The 19777-nt window shown below is 71.5% G+C and carries 20 protein-coding genes and 1 tRNA gene; 7 read left to right on the top strand and 14 right to left on the bottom strand.

All coding sequences use genetic code 11. The annotated features are described in order from the left end of the window. Positions 1–216: 216 nt before the first annotated feature. Positions 217–1053: an aminoglycoside 6-adenylyltransferase gene (locus AB0I41_RS11380; protein ID WP_357105004.1), complete on the bottom strand. Its 837-nt coding sequence runs from the start codon at positions 1051–1053 to the stop codon at positions 217–219. A 369-nt stretch (positions 1054–1422) separates the two neighbouring features. Here AB0I41_RS11380 and AB0I41_RS11375 point away from each other — a divergent pair, with 369 nt between their 5' ends. Beyond that, positions 1423–1869, top strand: coding sequence for a cytidine deaminase (locus AB0I41_RS11375; RefSeq protein ID WP_357105002.1), 447 nt, complete (start codon positions 1423–1425; stop codon positions 1867–1869). Between the two features lie 670 nt (positions 1870–2539). Here AB0I41_RS11375 and AB0I41_RS11370 read toward each other — a convergent pair. Further along, positions 2540–2616 (bottom strand) — tRNA-Thr (locus tag AB0I41_RS11370). A 366-nt stretch (positions 2617–2982) separates the two neighbouring features. Between AB0I41_RS11370 and ugpC the strand changes: the two genes are divergently transcribed. After that, positions 2983–4074, top strand: a complete 1092-nt coding sequence (gene ugpC, locus AB0I41_RS11365) for a sn-glycerol-3-phosphate ABC transporter ATP-binding protein UgpC (RefSeq protein WP_357105000.1) — start codon at positions 2983–2985, stop codon at positions 4072–4074. Between the two features lie 67 nt (positions 4075–4141). Here ugpC and rlmB read toward each other — a convergent pair whose 3' ends face one another. Then, complete coding sequence (rlmB, locus tag AB0I41_RS11360; RefSeq protein ID WP_357104998.1) at positions 4142–5269, bottom strand: 23S rRNA (guanosine(2251)-2'-O)-methyltransferase RlmB; 1128 nt, start codon at positions 5267–5269, stop codon at positions 4142–4144. Then, positions 5269–6684: a cysteine--tRNA ligase gene (cysS, locus tag AB0I41_RS11355; protein ID WP_357104995.1), complete on the bottom strand. Its 1416-nt coding sequence runs from the start codon at positions 6682–6684 to the stop codon at positions 5269–5271. Before cysS ends, rlmB begins: the two co-directional genes overlap by 1 nt. Before the next feature lie 63 nt (positions 6685–6747). Here cysS and AB0I41_RS11350 point away from each other — a divergent pair, with 63 nt between their 5' ends. Together AB0I41_RS11350 and AB0I41_RS11345 are read left to right on the top strand one after the other, a co-directional pair. Next, positions 6748–7413, top strand: coding sequence for a helix-turn-helix domain-containing protein (locus AB0I41_RS11350; RefSeq protein WP_357104992.1), 666 nt, complete (start codon positions 6748–6750; stop codon positions 7411–7413). A 251-nt stretch (positions 7414–7664) separates the two neighbouring features. Then, on the top strand, positions 7665–8516 hold the full coding sequence (locus tag AB0I41_RS11345) for an AfsR/SARP family transcriptional regulator (RefSeq protein ID WP_357104990.1): 852 nt from the start codon (positions 7665–7667) through the stop codon (positions 8514–8516). Here the strand turns inward: AB0I41_RS11345 and AB0I41_RS11340 are convergent. From AB0I41_RS11340 to AB0I41_RS11330, 3 genes are all read right to left on the bottom strand, one after another. Continuing rightward, entirely contained in the window at positions 8478–10163 is a 1686-nt protein-coding gene (locus tag AB0I41_RS11340) for a vanadium-dependent haloperoxidase (protein WP_357104987.1), read from the bottom strand. The two genes, AB0I41_RS11345 and AB0I41_RS11340, sit on opposite strands and share 39 nt — an antisense overlap. 92 nt (positions 10164–10255) lie before the next feature. After that, positions 10256–10531 carry a hypothetical protein gene (locus tag AB0I41_RS11335; RefSeq protein WP_357104984.1) on the bottom strand — a complete coding sequence of 92 codons (276 nt, stop codon included), beginning with the start codon at positions 10529–10531 and terminating at the stop codon, positions 10256–10258. Between the two features lie 77 nt (positions 10532–10608). Beyond that, a complete protein-coding gene (locus tag AB0I41_RS11330; protein ID WP_357104982.1) occupies positions 10609–11568 on the bottom strand; it encodes an EamA family transporter in 960 nt (319 codons plus the stop codon). 83 nt (positions 11569–11651) lie between these two features. Between AB0I41_RS11330 and AB0I41_RS11325 the strand changes: the two genes are divergently transcribed. Further along, complete coding sequence (locus AB0I41_RS11325; protein WP_357104980.1) at positions 11652–12197, top strand: CGNR zinc finger domain-containing protein; 546 nt, start codon at positions 11652–11654, stop codon at positions 12195–12197. Here AB0I41_RS11325 and AB0I41_RS11320 read toward each other — a convergent pair. The 4 genes from AB0I41_RS11320 to AB0I41_RS11305 are packed head-to-tail and all read right to left on the bottom strand — an operon-like array spanning position 12157 to position 13959. Then, positions 12157–12723, bottom strand: coding sequence for a GNAT family N-acetyltransferase (locus tag AB0I41_RS11320; protein WP_357104977.1), 567 nt, complete (start codon positions 12721–12723; stop codon positions 12157–12159). The genes AB0I41_RS11325 and AB0I41_RS11320 overlap by 41 nt on opposite strands. Positions 12724–12762: 39 nt before the next feature. Beyond that, complete coding sequence (locus AB0I41_RS11315; protein WP_357104974.1) at positions 12763–13002, bottom strand: hypothetical protein; 240 nt, start codon at positions 13000–13002, stop codon at positions 12763–12765. Next, complete coding sequence (locus AB0I41_RS11310; RefSeq protein WP_357104971.1) at positions 12974–13156, bottom strand: DUF397 domain-containing protein; 183 nt, start codon at positions 13154–13156, stop codon at positions 12974–12976. The genes AB0I41_RS11315 and AB0I41_RS11310 overlap by 29 nt, the downstream gene beginning before the upstream one ends. After that, a complete protein-coding gene (locus AB0I41_RS11305; protein ID WP_357104969.1) occupies positions 13147–13959 on the bottom strand; it encodes a helix-turn-helix transcriptional regulator in 813 nt (270 codons plus the stop codon). The genes AB0I41_RS11310 and AB0I41_RS11305 overlap by 10 nt, the downstream gene beginning before the upstream one ends. Positions 13960–14274: 315 nt before the next feature. Between AB0I41_RS11305 and AB0I41_RS11300 the strand changes: the two genes are divergently transcribed. Both AB0I41_RS11300 and AB0I41_RS11295 read left to right on the top strand, forming a co-directional pair. Beyond that, a complete protein-coding gene (locus AB0I41_RS11300) occupies positions 14275–14571 on the top strand; it encodes a hypothetical protein (protein ID WP_357104966.1) in 297 nt (98 codons plus the stop codon). Next, a complete protein-coding gene (locus AB0I41_RS11295) occupies positions 14565–14825 on the top strand; it encodes a hypothetical protein (protein WP_357104963.1) in 261 nt (86 codons plus the stop codon). Before AB0I41_RS11300 ends, AB0I41_RS11295 begins: the two co-directional genes overlap by 7 nt. On the opposite strand, the gene AB0I41_RS11290 is transcribed toward AB0I41_RS11295, so the two are convergent. The 3 genes from AB0I41_RS11290 to AB0I41_RS11280 form a co-directional block, all read right to left on the bottom strand. Beyond that, positions 14826–16235, bottom strand: a complete 1410-nt coding sequence (locus tag AB0I41_RS11290) for a class II fumarate hydratase (RefSeq protein WP_357104962.1) — start codon at positions 16233–16235, stop codon at positions 14826–14828. A gap of 152 nt (positions 16236–16387) precedes the next feature. Continuing rightward, positions 16388–18055, bottom strand: a complete 1668-nt coding sequence (locus tag AB0I41_RS11285) for a fumarate hydratase (RefSeq protein WP_357104959.1) — start codon at positions 18053–18055, stop codon at positions 16388–16390. 91 nt (positions 18056–18146) lie between these two features. Then, entirely contained in the window at positions 18147–19601 is a 1455-nt protein-coding gene (locus tag AB0I41_RS11280) for a PQQ-binding-like beta-propeller repeat protein (RefSeq protein WP_357105290.1), read from the bottom strand. Positions 19602–19777 lie beyond the last annotated feature (176 nt).

Genomic DNA, 19777 nt, shown 5'->3' with positions numbered 1-19777 from the left:
AGTTGGAAGGTGTCGAGCATCAGCTTGTGAATCGCGTTGATCTACACGTTAGGTAACCGTCTCACCCTGGACATGTGCTACACGGCGTCAGAACGGACCCTCGGTACACGGTTGCGTGGCCGTGTTGACCGCCATGTCGGGCACGGATCGGGCACGCCACTCGCTGCACACTCGGCGGGCACCCGGACCATCGAACGCTTCCCGGGTGCTCTTGGCCTACGCGAGTACCGCCCGCAGGTGCTTCCGGATCCCGTCGTGGGCAACGGTGAGCTCCAGCCCGAGACGCTCGGCGCATTCGCGCTCAAGTCGTTCAAACAGGTTGACGGTCGCCCACAAGGCACGGGCGACGTCGTCCGCGTCGTAGCTGGCATAGGCGCTGCGGAGATCGTGGAGAGCTTGTCGGTCGGCCCACCGTTCCAGGAAGCGTCCGCTATGCCACGTGTCCATCTGCGGATGCGACGCCTGCGCGTGCCACGCGAGCAGCCTGACCAGCAACGTCTTCAGGTAGCAGTCGCAGCACTCCTTGGCGGTCCAAACCTCGCCCCGTCGTAGCTTCTTGGCGGTCCACAGCGCGTGATACCAGAAGTCGTGAGTCAGGTTCCCGAACACAGCGGCATCCGGCGGAGCCGGCGGCACCAGTGCGACGCTCGGCAGCCTTCTCTCCAGGTTGACCTTATCGACCAGCACCCGGAACCCCCGGCCCAACACCGCGGCGGCCTCGGGATCCGTACCGATCTGCTCGGCCGCGTCTGACGGCAGCAGCGCGAAGTCGACGTCCTGTCCGGTGTCAAAGAGCACCCGCCGCTCGATGAACCCCCCAACCGCAGTGGGTTCGGTAAAGGTCAGCAACGGCCGACCGAACGTTGCCAGCCAGCTGGCGTCGGCCGCGTAGGTCATCGGATCGTCGACCACGAGGACGATGTCGATGTCGGACCACTGGTCCGCTGGAACGTCAGCGCGCGCGTGAGATCCGACCACCAGGGCGGCATGGATGTCGTGTCGCTGCCGACCCCACATTGCAATAGCGGCCAGCAAGCTCTCGATGTTGTCCACCACAGCAGCGTCCACGATCGCAGCCGGCATTGACAATCCGTCGCACGACAGGCGCGGGCCGTGAGAGGCAGCCAGCTGTCCTGCGCCGGCTGATGGTTGACACGGCGACCTCGGTCGATGGTTGACATGGTCGAGCTGGAGTGGGGTGTTCCCACGTTCACAGCTTCCGGTCGACGGGGTCGGCACCCGGCTGTACCCCTGCGGCATCGTCACGAGCTGGTCATACATGAAGAGGCCTCAGGCGCCGGTTCCTCTCGTATGCCTTACCGCCTCGCTCGCCAGGCCCGAACCATCCGGGTAGTACTGGCACGTGATAGATCGGTTCCAGGACCTGGGTGACACTCCCTGGCGTGGCTGTACCCTCGCGCTATGAATCTTGATCAACGCCTCATCGATGCAGCCGTTGACCAGATGAACCGCCGATGGCCGGCCGACGAGTACGGCGGGGCAGCTGCCGTGTACCTCGAGGACGGTCAGATCCTGACCAGTGTCTGCCTCGACAACCTCAACGCCGGGGTCACTCTGTGCCACGAAACCGGAGCCATCTGCCAGGCATACACGCTGAACAAGCGGGTGACTGCATCGGTGTGCGTGGGAAGAGAGGCCGGCAGCACGGACATCTTTGTACTGGCGCCGTGCGGGATCTGCCAGGAGCGTCTCGCCCTATGGGGGCCGGAGGTTCAAGTGGGCGTGAGTGACCCTCTCAGCCCGTCTGGATGGACGGCGCGGACACTTGTTGAGGTTAATCCGTTCTACTGGGGAACCCGATTTGCCGATGGCGGCCCCTGGCCCTCTCCGGTCGTGCATACATCCTGACCCACTGGTCGCTGAACAGCCCCGCCCACAGCAATGATCATCTAGCCGGAGGTGTCACCCACGTTCCGAGACCGATCTGTCACGGACGTCCTGAGACCCGACATCGCCGGCAGTCCGGCCGGCCTTCCGGGCGACGACCGCCGCCGGTTGTCCAGGTCAGGCGTTGGTCGAAAGAAAGAGGGCCTCGTAGCGCGATCGCCCGGGACTCGATGAGCTGTATGCGGAGCTGCCACTCCGCGGTCGCAGTCCACTCGGCCTGTGCGGTGATCTGATCGGGGTGCTTCCGGTACAGCAACCCTGGTTCGTCAATGAAGTACCCGCCGGCGACTACTGAGGCTGCGAGCAGTAGCCCAGTGTCCTCGCCGCCGGGTAGCGCCATCCAACCGCCGAGGGCAATCGCGAGTTCTCGTCGGGTCGCCAAGCTGGTCCGGGCCGCCGCTGCCGGCCACGACTCCATGCCCTCTACGTCGTGACGGCCACGTCGTCCAGACCATCGCCCGGCACGCCAGCGTGAAGATCACCCTCAAGGTCTACGCTCACGCCAATCTCGACGCGATGCGGCAGGCGCTCGGCAAGCTCGACGGGCGGCTGTCGTGAACCCGGCTGCTGTCAGCGTTGCTGTCATCCGGCCGTCTCGCGGCAGTCTCCGCCCCGAAACGCCTGGTGGAATTGGAGCCCCCGGCCGGGATCGAACCGGCGACATCTCGCTTACAAGGCGAGTGCTCTGGCCAGCTGAGCTACAGGGGCGCATGTGCCGACGTCAGCATAGCGACTGACTCCCGGAATTCCCGCTCGGCAGGTGTCCCGAGCACGGATAACGTCAATTTCCCGACCGCTCCGGCCAAGGGATCGCCATCGCGCGCCCGGACGTCGGTGGTGATTGATGCCTGGCCGTGCCTGGCTGACCGGAATGCGCAAGCTGTCGGTCCCTCCCGCTGTTCCCCGTCTTGGCAGGGTGGAGAAAGCCGTTTACCGTGCAGTGACACGGACGACACCCACGATCGGCTCCGGCCGCCCCAGGGACGTCGCCCGTGGACCGGCACCGAGGGTGCCGGTGGCTCCTTCACTCGGATCGTCCGGCACGTTCCTGCCGGTGAAAGGAAGCGCACCACCATGGCTACGGTCACCTACGCGAAGGCCTCCCGGATCTACCCGGGTACCGAGCGCCCCGCGGTCAACCAGCTCGACCTCCAGATCGGCGACGGAGAGTTCCTCGTCCTGGTCGGCCCGTCGGGTTGCGGTAAGTCCACCAGCCTGCGGATGCTCGCCGGCCTGGAGGACGTCGACGACGGCGCGATCTACATCGACGACCGGGACGTCACCCACCTGCCGCCGAAGGCCCGCGACATCGCGATGGTCTTCCAGAACTACGCCCTCTACCCGCACATGTCGGTGTACGAGAACATGGCGTTCGCGCTCAAGCTGCGCAAGACCTCCAAGGACGAGATCGACCGGCGGGTCAAGGAGGCGGCGGGGCTGCTCCAGTTGGAGGAGTTCCTCAACCGCAAGCCGAAGGCGCTCTCCGGCGGCCAGCGCCAGCGGGTCGCCATGGGCCGCGCGATCGTCCGCGAGCCGCAGGTCTTCCTCATGGACGAGCCGCTGTCGAACCTCGACGCCAAGCTCCGCGTGCAGACCCGTACCCAGATCGCCTCGCTGCAGGCCAAGCTCGGCATCACCACGGTCTACGTCACGCACGACCAGGTCGAGGCGATGACCATGGGTCACCGGGTGGCGGTCATGCTCGACGGCGTGCTCCAGCAGGTGGACACTCCCCGCGCGCTCTACGACACCCCGGCCAACGTCTTCGTCGCCGGCTTCATGGGCTCCCCCGCCATGAACATCAAGACCGTGCCGCTGAACGAGCAGGGCGCCGCCTTCGCCGAGCTGCAGATCCCGCTGACCCGGGAGCAGGTCGCCGCCGCACAGGCCGAGAACGGCGACGGCAAGGTGACCGTCGGCTTCCGTCCGGAGGACTGCGACCTGGTCAGCCCGACCGAGGGCGGCATGCCGGTCGTGGTCGAGCTGGTCGAGGACCTCGGCTCGGACGCCAACGTCTACGGGCACGCCGCGCTCCAGGGCCACGACGAGCGGTTCGTGGTCCGCACCGACCGGCGCACCATGCCGAACATGGGTGACACCGTGTTCGTCAAGCCGCGTACCGGCCGCAGCCACGTCTTCCACGCCACCACCGGCAACCGGATCTGACGTACGCGAAAGGGGCGGTCCGCTGTCGGCGGGCCGCCCCTTCGTCGTCGGTGCGTGCGCGGGTCGGTCAGACCTCGACGGCGCGGCGGCGGGCCACCTCGGCGAGGGTGACCGCGGCGGCGACGCTGGCGTTGAGCGACTCCACCTCGGAGATCATCGGGATGCTGACGGTCAGGTCGCAGGTCTCCCCGACCAGCCGGGACAGCCCGCGCCCCTCCGAGCCGACCACCACGACCAGCGGGCCGACGGCGGCTTCCAGGTCGTACAGGTCGGTTTCGCCGTCGGCGTCCAGGCCGACCACCATGTAGCCGGCGTCCTGGCAGGCCTTCAGCGACCGGGTCAGGTTGGTGACCTGGGCGACAGGCACCCGCGCGGCCGCGCCGGCGCTGGTCCGCCAGGCGGTCGCGGTGATCCCGGCGGCCCGCCGCTCGGGTACGAAGACACCCTGCGCGCCGAACGCGGCGGCGGACCGGATGACCGCGCCCAGGTTGCGCGGGTCGGTGACCCCGTCCAGCGCGACCAGCAGCGGGGCGGTGTGCTCCACCGACGCGGCGATCATGTCCTCGAAGGGCTGGTAGGCGAACGGCGGCACCTGGAGGCCGACGCCCTGGTGCAGCACCCCACCGGTCATCCGGTCCAGCTCGGCCCGGCTGATCTCCAGGATGGCGATGCCCCGGTCGGCGGCGGTACGCACGATCTCGTTGACCCGGTCGTCGGCGTCGATGCCCTGCGCGGTGTAGAGCGCGGTCGCCGGCACCTGCGCGCGCAGCGACTCCAGCACCGGGTTGCGGCCGACCAGCAGCTCCGGGGTGTCCTTCGACGGGTTGGACTTGCGGCCCGGCGCGACCCGGGGGCCGGAACGACCGGTGGGCTTGCCGCCCCGGCCGCCCGCGCCACGGGCCGCCGGAGCGCCCCGGCCGCCGCCCCTGCCCCAGGTGGTGTCCTTGCTGCCCGGCTGACCGATCTTGGGGGCGCGCCCCTCCTCGGCCGCCGCGCGGCGCTCCTTGTCCTGCTTCCAGGCGGTGCGCTGGGGCAGTTTCTCGGTGCCCGAGTACGCCTTGTGCCAGGGCCGCTCGTCGGCGGGCAGGGTCTTGCCCCGGCCCGCGAGGGAGTCCTTGTTCTTGCCGCCGGAGCCCTTGGGGGCACCCGCCTTCGGCGTCAGTCGCCGGCCACGGCGCTGCGAGTTGCCGGCCATCAGTCCTGCTCTCCAATAGTCCAACGGGGGCCCTGGGGGGTGTCCTCGACCACCACGCCGGCCTGCTTGAGCTGGTCGCGTACGGCGTCGGCGGCGGCCCAGTCCTTGCGGCCGCGGGCCTGGGCGCGCTGTTCCAGGGCCAGCGCGACCAGGGAGTCCACCACGCCGCGCAGGTCGTCGGCGCGGTCGCCGCCGGTCCAGGCCGAATCCAAAGGGTCGACGCCGAGGATATCCAGCATGGCCCGCGCGGCGGCCAGGGTCGTGCGGACGGTCACATCGTCGCCGGCGGTCAGCGCGGTGTTGCCGTCCCGGATGATCTCGTGCAGCACGGCGAGGGCGGCCGAGGTGTTCAGGTCGTCGTCCATCGCCGCGACGAAGCCGGCCGGCAGCTCGCCGAGCTGGCCGCCGCCGACCCGCTCGGCGGCCCGCTGGACGAAGCCCTCGATCCGCCGGTACGCCACCGCGGCCTCGCGCAGCGCGTCCTCGGAGTAGTCGATCCGGGACCGGTAGTGGGCCGCCGCGTAGTAGTAGCGCAGCTCGACGGGGCGCACCCCGAGCGAGTCCACGTACGTCAGGTCGAGGGCGTTGCCGAGCGACTTGCCCATCTTGGCGCCGCCGATGCTGAGCAGCCCGTGGTGCACCCAGTAACGGGCGAACGGCAGGCCGGCGGCCTGCGACTGGGCGATCTCGTTCTCGTGGTGCGGGAAGGTCAGGTCGAGCCCTCCGCCGTGGATGTCGAACTCGGCGCCCAGGTAGCGCCAGCACATCGCCGAGCACTCGATGTGCCAGCCGGGGCGGCCCCGACCCCACGGCGACGGCCAGTACGCGTCGGCCGGCTCGTCCGGCTTGGCGCCCTTCCAGAGCGCGAAGTCCCGGGGATCACGCTTGCCACGCTCGGGGGCGTCCCCGGCGGACTGCATGTCGTCCGGCGACTGCCCCGACAACGACCCGTACGCCGGCCAGGAGGCCACGTCGAAGTAGACGTCGCCGGAGCCGTCGGTGGCCGGGTAGGCGTGCCCATCGGCGATCAGCCTGGCGATCAGCTCGTGCATCTCCGGGATGTGCCCGGTGGCGCGCGGCTCGTACGTCGGCGGCAGCACGTTCAGCGCCCGGTACGACTCGGCCAGGATCAGCTCGTTGGCGTACGCGATGGTCCAGAACGGGCGGCCCTGCTCCAGCGCCCTGACCAGGATCTTGTCGTCGATGTCGGTCAGGTTGCGGATGAAGGTGACCTCGTAGCCGGCGACGAGCAGCCAGCGGCGCAGCACGTCGTAGTTGACGCCGGAGCGAAGGTGACCGATGTGCGGCGGGGCCTGGAGGGTGAGACCACACAGGTAGACCCCCACCTTGCCGGCTTCCCGCGGGACGAAGTCCCGCACCGATCGGGTGGCGGTGTCATACAGGCGTAGCGTCACCTCACAAGGGTAGCCGTCCATGCTTTCCGGGATCGCCGGGAGCCGGGCCGTACGCTGCGTGCTGTGGAGACGGCAGGACCGGCGGGTGACCCGGCCCGGGGCGGGGAGACGGCGCGGACCCTCGACCGGGGGCTGCGCCTGCTGCACCTGGTGGCCGACGCGCCGTCAGGCCTGACCGTCACCGAGGCGGCGAACCGGCTGGGCATCGGCCGGGCGGCCGTCTACCGGCTGGTCGGCGCGCTGACCGGGCACGGGATGCTGCGCCGCGACGGCGAGGGCCGGCTGCGTCTCGGCGCGGGCGTGCTGCACCTGGCCCGCCGGGCCCAGCCGCTGCTCGCCGAGGGGGCGCTGCCCGCGCTGCGCAGGCTGGCCGAGCAGGCCGGGGCCACCGCGCACCTCACCGTGGTCGAGGGGGGCGAGGGGGTGGCGCTGGCCGTGGTGGAGCCGAGCTGGACATCGTTCCACGTGGCGTACCGGACGGGGGCGCGGCACCCGCTGGAGCGGGGAGCCGCCGGGCGGGCCATCCTCGCCGGGCGCTCGGGCGACGCCGCTCCGGTGAGCACTGCCAGCGAGTTGCAGGCCGGGGCGTACGGGGTGGCCGCGCCGGTGCTCGGGGTGGCCGGGCTGGAGGCGAGCGTGGGGGTGGTGGCGCTGGCCCCGCTGGACGTGGAAGCGGTCGGCGCCCAGGTGCTCGCCGCCGCCGAGGCGGTCGCCGCGGCCCTGCGCTGAACCGGCCGGCACGGCGATCCCACGTCCCGGCCATTACCTTGCGCGTCATTGTCATCGCATCGTGCAACTTCTATGGTGACAGCAGCTTGGCGTTCTCCTCGAAAAACGGGGGGTGGAGGACTGATGGGCTTCTGTTCGCGTGCCGTCCGCCGTGACCCGGCACGGCCGTCATGAGATTCCGACTGCTGGGCCCGCTCGCCGTCGAGGGGTCCGACCATCGACCGAGGCTGGACGGGAGGAGACCGCGGGCCGTGCTGGCGTTCATGCTCCTGGAGGCCGGCTCGTTGCTGCGGGTGGAGCAGATCATCGACGCGGTCTGGGGCGAGTCGCCGCCCCGGACGGTACGCACCCAGGTGCACGGCCAGATCTCGGTGGTACGTCGATGGCTGCGCGCCCTGCCGGACACGCGGATCGTCACCCACGACACCGGCTACGTGCTGCGGGTGGACCCGGCCGACATCGACGTGGAGGTGTTCCGGCGGCTGGCCCGGCGGGGGCGCCGGCTCGCCGCGACCGGGCAGCCGGTGGCGGCGGCAGATGCGTACCGGGCCGCCCTCCAGCTCCACGTGGGCCCGCCGCTCGGTGACATCGACGCCCCGTTCGCCGGTGCGGCGGCCGCCCGGCTCGCGGAGGAACGCCTCGGCGTGCTCGGGGACCTGAACAACCTGGACCTCGCCGCGGGGCGGCACCACGAGCTGATCCCGGCCCTCTCCGCGCTGGTGGAGCGGCACCCGTTGCACGAGCCGCTCTGGTGTCAACTGCTGGTGGCGCTGGACCGCGCCGGCCGGCGGGGAGAGGCGATCGGCTGCTACCACCGGGCCCGCCTGCTGCTGCGCGAGGAACTGGGCGTCGAGCCGGGTCCCGAGCTCTCCGGGGCCTACCGGTCGCTGCTGGCCGCCGATCCGGTCGCGGCCGGCGGCGCCGACCTCACCCGTACCCTCAGCCGGCTGGCCGAGGCCGAACGGATGCTGGGCGAGATCCGGCACCAGCTCTCCCTGCTGGGCATCGACGCGCCGGCGGCGCGGTCGGAGCCACCGACCACGCCGCCTGCGCCGCTGTGTCCGTCAGGAGATGGTGCAGGTCACGAAGAGGTTGCGGCTTGACCCGTCCCGCAGCAGGACGGAGAGTGTCTGGCCGGCGAGGCCACACACCTTGCCGGGAAGGACGGTGACCTGGTAGCGGCCGTTGGTGACGCTGACGGCACCGCTGTTCGCCCCCGGTTGGCCGTTCCAGGAGACGCCGACGACCGCGTTCAGGTCGGTGACCGGGGTGCCGTTGGCGGAGAGCGCGAAGTTGAGGGTCATGTTTCCCCCCGCGACGCCGTCCGGGTAGCTGTCGCCGATGTACCACTGCCCCTCGTAGAAGCCGTCGAACGTGTACGCCGGCACGGTCGGCCGCAGGTAGTTGCCGGTGACGTGGTTGGCCAGCGAGGTGCCGGAGGACATCCCGGCGTCGGCGTCGAACTGGTAGTGCACCCCGAGGTACACCCGGCTGCGGGCGTTCTCGGTGGCCGCCGCGCTGAAGCTGGTGAAGCTGCGAAGCACCCCGACGGCGTGCGGGTCCTCGGTGGTGGCGACGAAGCGGTAGCTGTCCGTACCGAAGAAGCCCTTCATCGCCCCCGCCCAGGCGGCGGCGAACGTGGCGTGCCCGGAGGTGTACGCCGGGAACGGCGGCGAGAAGTTCACGTTGTCGCGGTCGGCGGAGAGCGGCTTCCAGTTGGGGTCGGCGACCGTGTCGGCCCGGGAGTCGGTGCCCGCGAGCCTGACCGCGGTCTCGGGTCGCCACAGGTCGACCTCGGTCTGGTACTTGGCGTCCCACGCCACCACTGCGGCATCACCCATGGCGAAGCCGACCAGCGCGAAGAGCCGGGCGTTGCCTGCCTGGGTCAGCTTGGCCGACGTGGACACGATCCGGGTGTGGGCGAAGAGCTGGCCCGGCGGCTTGTAGGTGCGGTCCAGGTCGTTGGCCCAGAACCAGGCGGCCTGCGTCTGGTCGGCGGTACGGGTGGTGCTGGTGGACGATCCGAGGCTCTTCACCTCGTTCACCTGGGCGGCGTACTCGGAGCTGGCGAGCAGCGTGGCGTAGCTGGAGTAGCCGGCCGGCGGGCCGGGCCGGAACTGGGTGTTCGAGGTCATCGCGAACGGCTTCACCAGCCCCCAGCTCGGGGTGGCGGGCTCGCCGGAGCCGGTCCGCCGCCACTGGCCGGGCACGGTGCCGTCGGCGTAGGTGGAGGTGTCGGGCGCCCCGTCGCCAACCCGGAAACTGATCATCGCCTGCGCGCTCGCCGAGCCCATCCGCTGGCCGTCGGTGCGCGCCGCCGAGTTGGCGATGCCCTCCTGCGCCGCGGTGAGGTCGGCGCTGAAGTCGATCGAGGGATAGACGCTGCGCAGCGTGTCGTACGCCGCGTAGTCGATGGCGGTGGCGAGGTCCGGGGTGACCCCGGCGGTCGGGGTGACCGTGACCCGGTACTGCTGCCCGATGCACCGATCAGCACCGGCGGCGCAGAGGGCGGAGTTGGCGGCGTCGTAGATGGCCCCGTGCACCATCGCCCCGGCCCGGGCCAACGGACCGGGAGCGCCGCCGACCTGACGGAAGGTGCGGAGCAGGACGTCGTTCCAGTACAGGACGTGGTCGGTGGGCCCGGCGGCCAGCGCCGGAGTGGTGGGGACGACGGCGACGGCGGCGCCGACGGTGACGGCCGTCAGCGCGACGGCACTCCAACGACGGGTGGACGTGTGCAACCTGCCCATGGGACTCCTCAGCGGGACCTCGATCGACCGCGACTGATATCCGCGGCTCCCCTGAGGCTGGCCCGGTCGGCTACGCGTCCACTACGCCGCCGCTATCCGGCCGGGTGGGCGTCCCGCAGCAGGTCGGCGCAAGGTTCGGCGGGCACAGCGAGGTCGCCGTCCGCTCCGGCGAGCGCGGCGGGCAGGTCGGCCAGCGAGGACACCTCGGCGTCGGGGCGTACCCCGGGCGGGCAGGGGAGGCCGTGTCGGTTGAGCCAGATCCCGCACAGGCCGGCACGCTGCGGGCCGACCACGTCGTGGGCGAGCGAGGCGCGTACAACTCGAAGGCGAACTCGCCGGCCAGCCCGCAGCGTCGGCCACCAGCCCACCGGTGACCGCCGGGCGCAGGTCGAGCAGGGTCTCGTCGGCGTCGAACACCACCACGCTCAGCACGACGCCCACCCTGTCACGCGAGCGCCGGCTCGTCCGTCCGCTCCTGCGGCCGTTCGGCGCGGGCGCCGCGCAGCTCGTCGAGGCGGACCAGCGCCACCCCGGCGACGATCAGCGCACCCCCGAACAGCTGCACCACGCTGGGCAGTTCGGCCAGCACCAGCCAGGCGATGAGCACCGCGAACATCACCTCGGTCAGCCCGACGAACGACGACAGCCGCGCGCCGAGGATCCGGGTGGCCGCGATCCCGGCCTGGTACGCGACCACCGCGGCCACCAGCGACAGCCCGGCGATCGGGACCAGCCAGCTGGTGCGCTGCCCGGCGAAGTCGACGTCGCCGAAGGTGGCCCGCAGCGGCAGCACGCCGACGAGGCCGAGCAGGGCCAGCACGGCGGCGCCGATGGCCATGCCGAAGCTGGCCATGGTGACCGAGGGCAGGTCGGCGTCGACCCGGGCGGCGAGTACGAAGTAGCCGGCCAGGCCGACCGCGGCGCCGAGACCCCAGAGGACGCCGACCGGGTCGAGGCGGCTGGCGCCGGTCAGGTCGAGCACGAAGGCCAGCCCGGCCAGCGCCGCGACCGAGCCGACCACGGTGAGCCGGCGGGGGCGCTGGCCGTGCACCAGCCACATCCAGGCCACGACCAGGATGATGCCGAGGTATTCCAGCAGCAGGGCCACCCCGACCGGCAGGTAGCGGACGGCGTTGAAGAAGCACGCCTGGGCGGTGGCGACGCCGAGCAGGCCGAAGACGCTCACCGGGCCGAGGGTGCGACGCAGCACGGCGCCCTTGCCGCGCAGGGAGAGCACGGCCGGCACCGCCAGCACCAGGGCGGCGATGCCGACCCGGGCCACGACGACGGCCTCGGCCGACCAGTCGGCCTCGATCAGGGAGCGGGCGAAGGTGCCCGAGGTGGCGAAGGTGACGGCCGACAGCAGGGCCAGCCCCAGGCCCGCGCCGGCGGATCGTTCGTGCATCAGGCTCTCCTCGCCGGCCAGGTGTCATGACCGAATCGCGCTTATGCTGGTGACGCTAACGGCCTGATCTGACAGGAGTCAAGTTGCTCTTTGCTCATGACACAGAATGTGGGTTGATCGCCACGGCCGCCCTGGTCAACACCGACGGCCCGGACGGCGAAGGGCTGCCCGACGTCGCCGCGCTGGACGGGTTCTTCGTGACGCACGGCTGGACCGGCCGGCACGAACACACCGAGGCCGAGCTGCGCTCGGTACGCGAGCTGCGCCCCCGGCTGCGCCGGATCTGGGACGCCGACGCCGACGGGATCGTCGCCATCGTCAACGAACTGCTCCGCGAGTCCCACGCGCTGCCCCAGCTGATCCGGCACGACGGCGAGCCTTACCACCTGCACGCGGTGCCCCGGGACGCGCCGCTGGCCACCCGGATGGCCGTCGAGGCGGCGATGGCCCTGGCCGATCTCGTCCGCCTCGGCGAACTGGGCCGGCTGCGGATCTGCGCCCACCAGGACTGCGACAACGTGCTGGTCGACCTGTCGAAGAACCGGTCCCGCCGGTTCTGCGAGGCGGGCTGCGGCAACCGGGCCGCGGTCAACGCGTACCGGGCGCGGAAGGCGGCCACTCGCTCCTGAGCAGCTCGTACTCCACCTCGCCGTGTTCGGTCCCCGGGACCGGGTCGTCGAAGTGCAGGTGGAAGGTGCGGACGTACCGCAGGCCGGCCTTCGCCAGCACCTGACGGGAGCGGGTGTTGACCGTCATGGTCTCGGCCCAGACCCGCCGCACGCCCACCGTGTCGAAGGCATGCCGGAGCAGCGCCCGGGAGCCCTCGGTGGCCAGGCCCCGACCCCACGCCGACCGGCGCAGCCGGTAGCCCAGCTCCGCCTCCGTCCCGTCGTCGGACGGGTCGAGCGCGAACCAGCCCAGGAACTCGCCGCCGTCCCGGTCGAGAGCCGCCCAGCGGCCCAGGCCGGGGTGGCGGTCGTACTGGCGCAGCATCCGGGGCAACTGCTCGTCGCGCACGGTGGCGCGCGGGGTGGGCGGGCCGAGGAAGCGCATCACCTCCGGGTCGCCGTCCAGGTCGACCAGGTGGTCCACGTCGTCCGGGGTGAACCGGCGCAGCCGCAGCCGCTCGGTCTCCAGCAGCACGTCTCCGGTCATGCCGGGATCATGCCCGCCGACCGCGCACCGGTCGACGGGTTATCCCGTCAGCGTCCGTCCGGCCATCAGCCACCGGGTCACGTCGACCCGAAACAGGACGTACTGGCCGTCCGGCCCGGCGGTCGCGATGTCCCAGCCGTCGTACCGCTCCGCGAGTGCCGCCACGACGTCCGGCGGCAGGGTGCAGAGCCAGACGGTCCGCTCCCGGTCCAGCCGGTCGAGCAGGTCCGCGCCGGGCGCGGCGACCACGTCAGCGCGGCGGCGCGGCCACAAAGGCACGCCAGGCGTACGGGTCGAAGGTGAGCACCGAACCCTGCGGATCCTTGCTGTCCCGCACCCCGACCACCCCCGGCAGGTTCGTCGCCACCTCGACGCAGTTGTTGTCCTGGGCGCTGCGGCTGCACTTGCGCCAGGCGGCACCGGTCAACTCCATGACTCCGCCACTTCCCTCATCAGCTCGATGGACTCCTGTGGGGGCAACGCCTCGCCGAGGATAGTCTCCCAGACCCGTTGGAGCCGGTGCAGATCCTCCGGTCGGTCCAGCTCCTGGCCCCTGATCTGACTGTCCAGATAGGCAAGCTCGGAGTCATCCACCAGAGTGGCGAGAATGAAGGGGCCACCGAGCCCTGGGTGCTCCCCGGCGGAACAAGGAACGACCAGAAGCCGGACCCGGGGGTGTTCAGTGGTCAGCCGTGCCAGATGCAACGTCTGGTCGCTCATCGTTTTCCGGCTGCCCACCGGCCGCCGGAGGGCCGCCTCGTCCATCACCGCAACGACCTTGGGTGGTCGGTCGCTGTAGAGAATGCCCTGCCGTTCCATCCGGTCGGTCAAGCGCCGCTCCACCTCGTCGGGATCGAGCAGACCACCAGCCTCGAAGACGGCCCGGGCGTAGGCCTCGGTCTGGAACAGGCCAGGAACGTGCAGGGGTCCATACCAACGCAGTGCCTTGGCCTGCTTCTCGATGGTGCGGCCACCGCGTAGCCAGATCTGGGCCTTGTCCATACTCACCAGTTCGGTGAGCATCCGGCTGAAGAGGCCGCCGGTGTCCAGGGCCCTGTCGACCAGTTCCAGGTACTTCGCCGTGGGCTGCTGCTGCCCCAACTCCACCGCGCTCACCATGGACGCCGAATAGTTGACGGCCTTGGCGAGGTCGTCCTGGCTCCACCCTCGACGCATCCGCGCCCGGCGCAGCTCGGCGACCAGGAAGGCCGCCGCCGTCATCCGCCCGTCCGCCATCCCCAGCCGCCCTCCAGCGCCCCGATGATCGACTCCAGCGCCAGGCCAGCCGGGGGACCCACGAACGCAGGGCGTCTCCCAGCACGGGCGCAAACCCTTCACACCGTAGTGGTGTCGTCAGCAGACTGTGAAGCGTGACATCGAGCGCCCACCCTCCGGGCGCGGCGGTGTCGCGGTGGGACCGCCCGCTCCCCCGGCCGGCGGTCCCACCTCCCGGGGGAGATCACGCAGCCGACCCACCTTGGAGACGACGCGATGCCCCGGCTCACCTGGAGAAACCGTCCCGCCCTGCCGTCCCGGCCCGCCGAAGGGTCGATGCCGACCCCGGTCATCCGCTCCGGCCCGGTCGGGTGGGCCCGCAACGAACGGCCCGTACCCCTCGCGCCCCGGCACCGGCGGACCTGGCGGGACCTGGGCCGGCGGTGCTCGTGCGGGCTGCGGTGGCGCGAGTGCCCGGACCGGCACGCCACCGTGCCGACCGAGCCGGTCGCCGGCCCACCCACGTCCCCGCGTCCGGAGTGGGCGGGTGCCACGCTGGCGTACCCGCAGGTGGGTCGCGCCGGTTGGCTCACGCTGGCGCAGCAGTGGCGGGCCAACGGCGGCCGGTGGTGACCGACCGCCCGCACCTGCCGCTGCGCCCACTCTGGCTCTGCCGGGTCTGCGCCGCGCCGTGGCCCTGCGCCACCGCCCGCCTCGCCCTGGTCGCCGAGTACGCCCACGACCGGGTCGCCCTCAGCGTCTACCTCTGCACAGTCCTGTACGACGCCGCCGCGGACCTGCACCGGCTGCACCCGCACGACGGGCCCGACCCGGCGGCGCTCTTCGCCCGGTTCCTCGGCTGGGTGCCGCGCACCGGACCGAAGTGATCAGGGGTGGGTCATCCGGAGCAGGTCCAGAGCCTCGTCGAGCTGGGTCTCGGAGAGCTTGCCGGAGTCCACGTGCCCTCGGGAGATCACCACCTCGCGGATGGAGGTCTGCTTGGCCAGCGCCTCCTTGGCGATCGAGGCGGCCTCGTCGTACCCGAGGTAACGGTTGAGCGGGGTGACGATCGACGGCGACCCCTCCGCGTACGCCAGGCAGACCTCGGCGTCCGCGACCAGGCCGACCACCAGGCGGTCGGCGAAGAGCCGGCTCGACGCGGCCAGCAGCCCGATCGACTCCAGCAGGTTGCGGCCCATCACCGGGAGCATCACGTTCAACTCGAAGTCGCCCTGCGAGCCGGCGAAGGCGACCGCCGCGTCGTTGCCGATGACCTGTGCGCAGACCTGCCGCATCGCCTCGGCGACCACCGGGTTCACCTTGCCCGGCATGATCGACGAACCGGGCTGGAGGTCGGGAATGCGCAGCTCCCGCAGGCCGGCGCGCGGGCCGGAGCCCATCCAGCGGATGTCGTTGGCCATCTTGTAGAGCCCCACGGCGATCGTGCGCAGCTGACCGGAGGTCTCCACCAGCGCGTCCCGGGCGCCCTGCGCCTCGAAGTGGTTACGCGCCTCGGTCAGCGGGAGCCCGGTCGAGGCGCGCAGCTTCTCGATCACCTTCCCGGCGAAACCGAACGGGGTGTTGATGCCGGTGCCCACGGCGGTGCCGCCCAGCGGCAGCTCGGCCAGCCGGGGCAGCGCCGCCTCCAGCCGCTCGACGCCGTAGCGGACCTGCGCGGCGTAGCCGCCGAACTCCTGGCCCAGGGTGACCGGGGTGGCGTCCATCAGGTGGGTACGCCCCGCCTTGACCACGGTCTCGAACTCGGCTGCCTTCTCCTCCAGCGCCCCGGCCAGGTGCTTCAGCGAGGGGATCAGATCCTCCACCACGAACTGGGTGGCGGCCAGGTGGATGGAGGACGGGAAGACGTCGTTGCTCGACTGCGAGGCGTTGACGTCGTCGTTGGGGTGCACCTCCCGGCCCAGTTCCCGGCTGGCCAGGGTGGCGATCACCTCGTTGGTGTTCATGTTGGACGACGTCCCCGAGCCGGTCTGGAACACGTCGATCGGGAACTGGTCGTCGTACCCGCCGTCGGCCACGTGCGCGGCGGCGGCGGCGATCGCGGCGGCCACGTCCGCGCCGATCACGCCCAACTCCCCGTTGACCTGCGCGGCGGCACCCTTGATCTGGGCCAGGGCCTTGATCTGGGCCGGTTCGATGCCGCGCCCCGAGATCGGGAAGTTCTGCACCGCGCGCTGGGTCTGCGCCCGCCACAGCGCCTCGGCGGGCACCTCCACCTCGCCCATCGAGTCGCGTTCGATCCGGTAGCCCGCTGCCTCTGGAGTCGTCACGCGTACCATCCTGCCGCGCCCGCCGCCGGCTCGCAGATGATCGCTCAGTCCAGCTCGGCCAGCAGCCGGGCGACCTCGTGCTGGTCCGGCGACTCGACCTGGCGGAACAGCCAGCGCCCGCATCCGGCGGGCGATACCGTCCGGCGGCGAGCCGCTGTGCCTCAGCGGCGACCGACGGTCAGCACCGGCTTGGTGACCTCGGCGAAGAAGTCATTGCCCTTGTCGTCGACCACGATGAAGGCCGGGAAGTCCTCGACCTGGATCTTCCAGACCGCCTCCATGCCCAGCTCCGGGTACTCCAGGACCTCGACGTGCTTGATGCAGTCCTGGGCGAGCCGGGCCGCCGGGCCGCCGATCGAGCCGAGGTAGAAGCCGCCGTGCTGCTGGCAGGAGCGGGTGACCTGGGCCGAGCGGTTGCCCTTGGCCAGCATCACCTGGGAGCCGCCGGCGGCCTGGAACTTCTCCACGTAGGCGTCCATCCGTCCGGCGGTGGTCGGGCCGAACGAGCCGGAGGCGTAGCCCTCGGGAGTCTTGGCCGGGCCGGCGTAGTAGACGGCGTGGTCGCGCAGGTACTGCGGCATCGGCTCGCCCGCGTCCAGCCGCTCGGCGATCTTGGCGTGGGCGATGTCCCGGGCGACGACCAGCGGGCCGGTCAGCGACAGCCGGGTCTTCACCGGGTACTTCGACAGTTCGGCGCGGATCTCGTCCATCGGCCGGTTGAGGTCGACCTGGACGACCGTCTCGGCGTCCAGCGTCTCGTCGGTGACGTCGGGCAGGAAGCGCGCCGGGTCGGTCTCCAGCCGCTCCAGCCAGACGCCCGACGGGGTGATCTTGGCGACGGCCTGCCGGTCGGCGGAGCAGGAGACGGCGATCGCCACCGGGCAGGAGGCGCCGTGCCGGGGCAGCCGGACCACCCGCACGTCGTGGCAGAAGTACCGGCCGCCGAACTGGGCGCCGATGCCGAAGTTGCGGGTCAGCTCCAGCACCTCCGCCTCCAGCTCCAGGTCGCGGAAGCCGTGCGCGGTCATCGAGCCGGAGGTGGGCAGCGCGTCGAGGTACTTGGCGGAGGCGTACTTGGCGGTCTTCAGGGCGTACTCGGCGGAGGTGCCGCCGATGACGATGGCCAGGTGGTACGGCGGGCACGCCGAGGTGCCGATGAGCCGCAGCTTCTCCTCCAGGAACTGCATCATCCGCGTCGGGTTCAGCAGCGCCTTGGTCTCCTGGTAGAGGTAGGACTTGTTGGCCGAGCCGCCGCCCTTGGCCATGAAGAGGAACTTGTACGCGTCCGGGTGCCCGTCCGGGTCCTCCGCGTAGAGCTCCACCTGGGCCGGCAGGTTGCTGCCGGTGTTCCGCTCGTCCCACATGGTCAGCGGGGCGAGCTGCGAGTAGCGCAGGTTGAGCCGGGTGTACGCCTGGTAGACGCCGCGCGAGATCGCCTCGGCGTCGGTGCCGTCGGTGAGCACGTGCCGGCCGCGCTTGCCCATCACGATCGCGGTGCCGGTGTCCTGGCACATCGGCAGCACGCCACCGGCGGCGATGTTGGCGTTGCGCAGCAGGTCCAGCGCGACGAACCGGTCGTTCGGCGAGGCGGCCGGATCGTCGATGATCGACCGCAGCTGGGCCAGGTGCGCGGGGCGCAGGAAGTGGGCGATGTCGTGCATCGCCTCGGCGGTCAGCGCGGTCAGCGCGGCCGGCTCCACGGTCAGGAACCGGCGGCCCCCCGGGCCGTTGACGACGTCGACGCCCTCGTCGGTGACCAGGCGGTACTCCGTCTGGTCCGGACCGGTCGGCAGCAAGGGGGCGTACGAGAACGCGGCGGCACTGCTCATGACGGGAAAGCCTAGGGCAGACCCGTCGATCGGTGGCACCCGACGGGTGGGTCGTGGGACGCCGCTCTCACCCGTGGCGGACCCGCCGCGCTCAGCCGTCCTTGTTCCGCGGGTCGGGGCAGAGTTCCCGCTTCGGCCCACAGTCGCCCTGATCGCCGGGAGCGCCTCCGGTGTCGGCCCCGGTGTCGCCGGGGCCGGGGGCGCCGCCACCGTCGCGGGGCGGCGGCGGTTCGCTGCCGCCGCCGCCGAACCGGACGTACCCGATCTCCCGCCCCTCGCCGATGATCATGCCGCCCGGTCCGACGGCGAGCGCGTTCGCGCTCGTCCGCAGCACCGCCAGCTCCCGACCGGTACGCGGGTCGAGCGCGATCAGCCGGTTCGGCTTCTCCTCGGTGACGACCGCCGCGTACGGGGTGAGTGCCGCCCCCGCCTTGCCGCCGGCCGGGCGGTTCCAGCGCACCCGGTCGACGCCCAGTTCCCGGCCGACGACGGTGCGCTTGTCGGCGGTACGCACCAGCGCGTACCGGTCGTCGACGGCGAGCAGCTTCTCGCCCTCCGCGTCGACCAGGAGCAGCCGCCCGTCGTACCCGTCGATGACCGCCTCCCGGCCGTCCGGCGCCACGCCGATCAGCACGTTCCGCGCGCCCTGCGGGTCCTCCCGCTGCGCGCAGCCGCCGCTGTCGGCGGTCCGCAGGTTGACCCCGGCCTTGCGCCACGCCTCCTGGCCGGTGGCCGGGTCGCGGGCGGAGATGGCGTACTGGCAGGTGCCGTCCCGGGAGACGGCGGTGATCCGGAGCATCCGGCCGCCGATCACGGCGAGCCGCTCGTCCCGCCCGGGCTCGACGTTCTGCACCACCCGCCCGGTGGCGGTGTCCACCACGTGCACCCGGCCGTCGACGGGGAAGCCGAGCAGTGGCGGCACCGACTCGGGGCCGGCCACCCCGCCGTCGATCCGGGGCGCGGTGAGCCGGCGGGTGCCGAGCAGGTTGGGGTTGTCGGCGAAGAGCCCGGTGCTCACGCCGGGCAGGAACGCCGTCCAGAGTGGTCGGGTGCCGCGCGGGTCCCAGGCGGTCAGCGTGCAGTCGGTCGGCTCGAGGCAGTGCGCGTCGAGCAGCATGTTCCGGTACGTCCAGACGGCCACCGCGTCGTCGTCGCGCCGGCGTACCGCCCCGGTCGTCGGGTCGAGCAGTTCGTACCCCTTGACCAGCAGCTTGCCCACGGCAACGACCGGGTCCCGGGTGCCGCCGGCCACCGCGGCCCAGTCCGCCTTGCGTTCCCACAGCTGCGTCCCGGTGGCCAGGCTGCGCGCCTCGACCCGGGTCCGCTGCTCGACCACGACGGTGTCCCCGGCGATGGTCACGCTCTTCGGGGTGCCGCCGATGCGCTCCTGCCAGACCACGTCCGGCTCGGAGATCGGCTTCCGGCGGTCGATCCAGTCCCACATGCCGGGGAACGGGTTCCAGACCCCGGTGGCGGCGAGGACGACCACGGTGACGAGCCCCAGCAGCAACCAGCCGCGTACGCCAAGGCCCTTCACACCGCACACGGTAGCGACGATCACCGCCCTCCCTCCGCCCCGCGCCGGAGTGTCGCCGCCTTTCTCCGCGCCGATCTTGCACTTGCGGCCCTCGATATATCCGGTTGAACCCGGTACGCCCGGGCAGCAACTGCAAGATCGCCGGGGTGGAGGGAGGGCGGTGATCGTCGCTACCGTGTGCGGTG

The organism is Micromonospora sp. NPDC050200, assembly GCF_040656135.1.
Taxonomy (GTDB): Bacteria; Actinomycetota; Actinomycetes; order Mycobacteriales; family Micromonosporaceae; genus Micromonospora.
The sequence above is the reverse complement of the archived record's forward strand: the minus strand, read 5'-3'. Positions and strand labels throughout refer to the sequence as shown.

What these genes read in the sequence shown, in the direction of transcription:
- AB0I41_RS11330 (WP_357104982.1), bottom strand. Translation starts at nt 11,568, where the DNA reads ATGCACGAACGATCCGCCGGCGCGGGCCTGGGGCTGGCCCTGCTGTCG.
- rlmB (WP_357104998.1), bottom strand. Translation starts at nt 5,269, where the DNA reads ATGGCCGGCAACTCGCAGCGCCGTGGCCGGCGACTGACGCCGAAGGCG.
- ugpC (WP_357105000.1), top strand. Translation starts at nt 2,983, where the DNA reads ATGGCTACGGTCACCTACGCGAAGGCCTCCCGGATCTACCCGGGTACC.
- AB0I41_RS11340 (WP_357104987.1), bottom strand. Translation starts at nt 10,163, where the DNA reads ATGGGCAGGTTGCACACGTCCACCCGTCGTTGGAGTGCCGTCGCGCTG.
- AB0I41_RS11285 (WP_357104959.1), bottom strand. Translation starts at nt 18,055, where the DNA reads ATGAGCAGTGCCGCCGCGTTCTCGTACGCCCCCTTGCTGCCGACCGGT.
- AB0I41_RS11320 (WP_357104977.1), bottom strand. Translation starts at nt 12,723, where the DNA reads ATGACCGGAGACGTGCTGCTGGAGACCGAGCGGCTGCGGCTGCGCCGG.
- AB0I41_RS11375 (WP_357105002.1), top strand. Translation starts at nt 1,423, where the DNA reads ATGAATCTTGATCAACGCCTCATCGATGCAGCCGTTGACCAGATGAAC.
- AB0I41_RS11290 (WP_357104962.1), bottom strand. Translation starts at nt 16,235, where the DNA reads ATGGTACGCGTGACGACTCCAGAGGCAGCGGGCTACCGGATCGAACGC.
- AB0I41_RS11305 (WP_357104969.1), bottom strand. Translation starts at nt 13,959, where the DNA reads ATGGCGGACGGGCGGATGACGGCGGCGGCCTTCCTGGTCGCCGAGCTG.
- AB0I41_RS11300 (WP_357104966.1), top strand. Translation starts at nt 14,275, where the DNA reads ATGCCGACCCCGGTCATCCGCTCCGGCCCGGTCGGGTGGGCCCGCAAC.
- AB0I41_RS11310 (WP_357104971.1), bottom strand. Translation starts at nt 13,156, where the DNA reads ATGGAGTTGACCGGTGCCGCCTGGCGCAAGTGCAGCCGCAGCGCCCAG.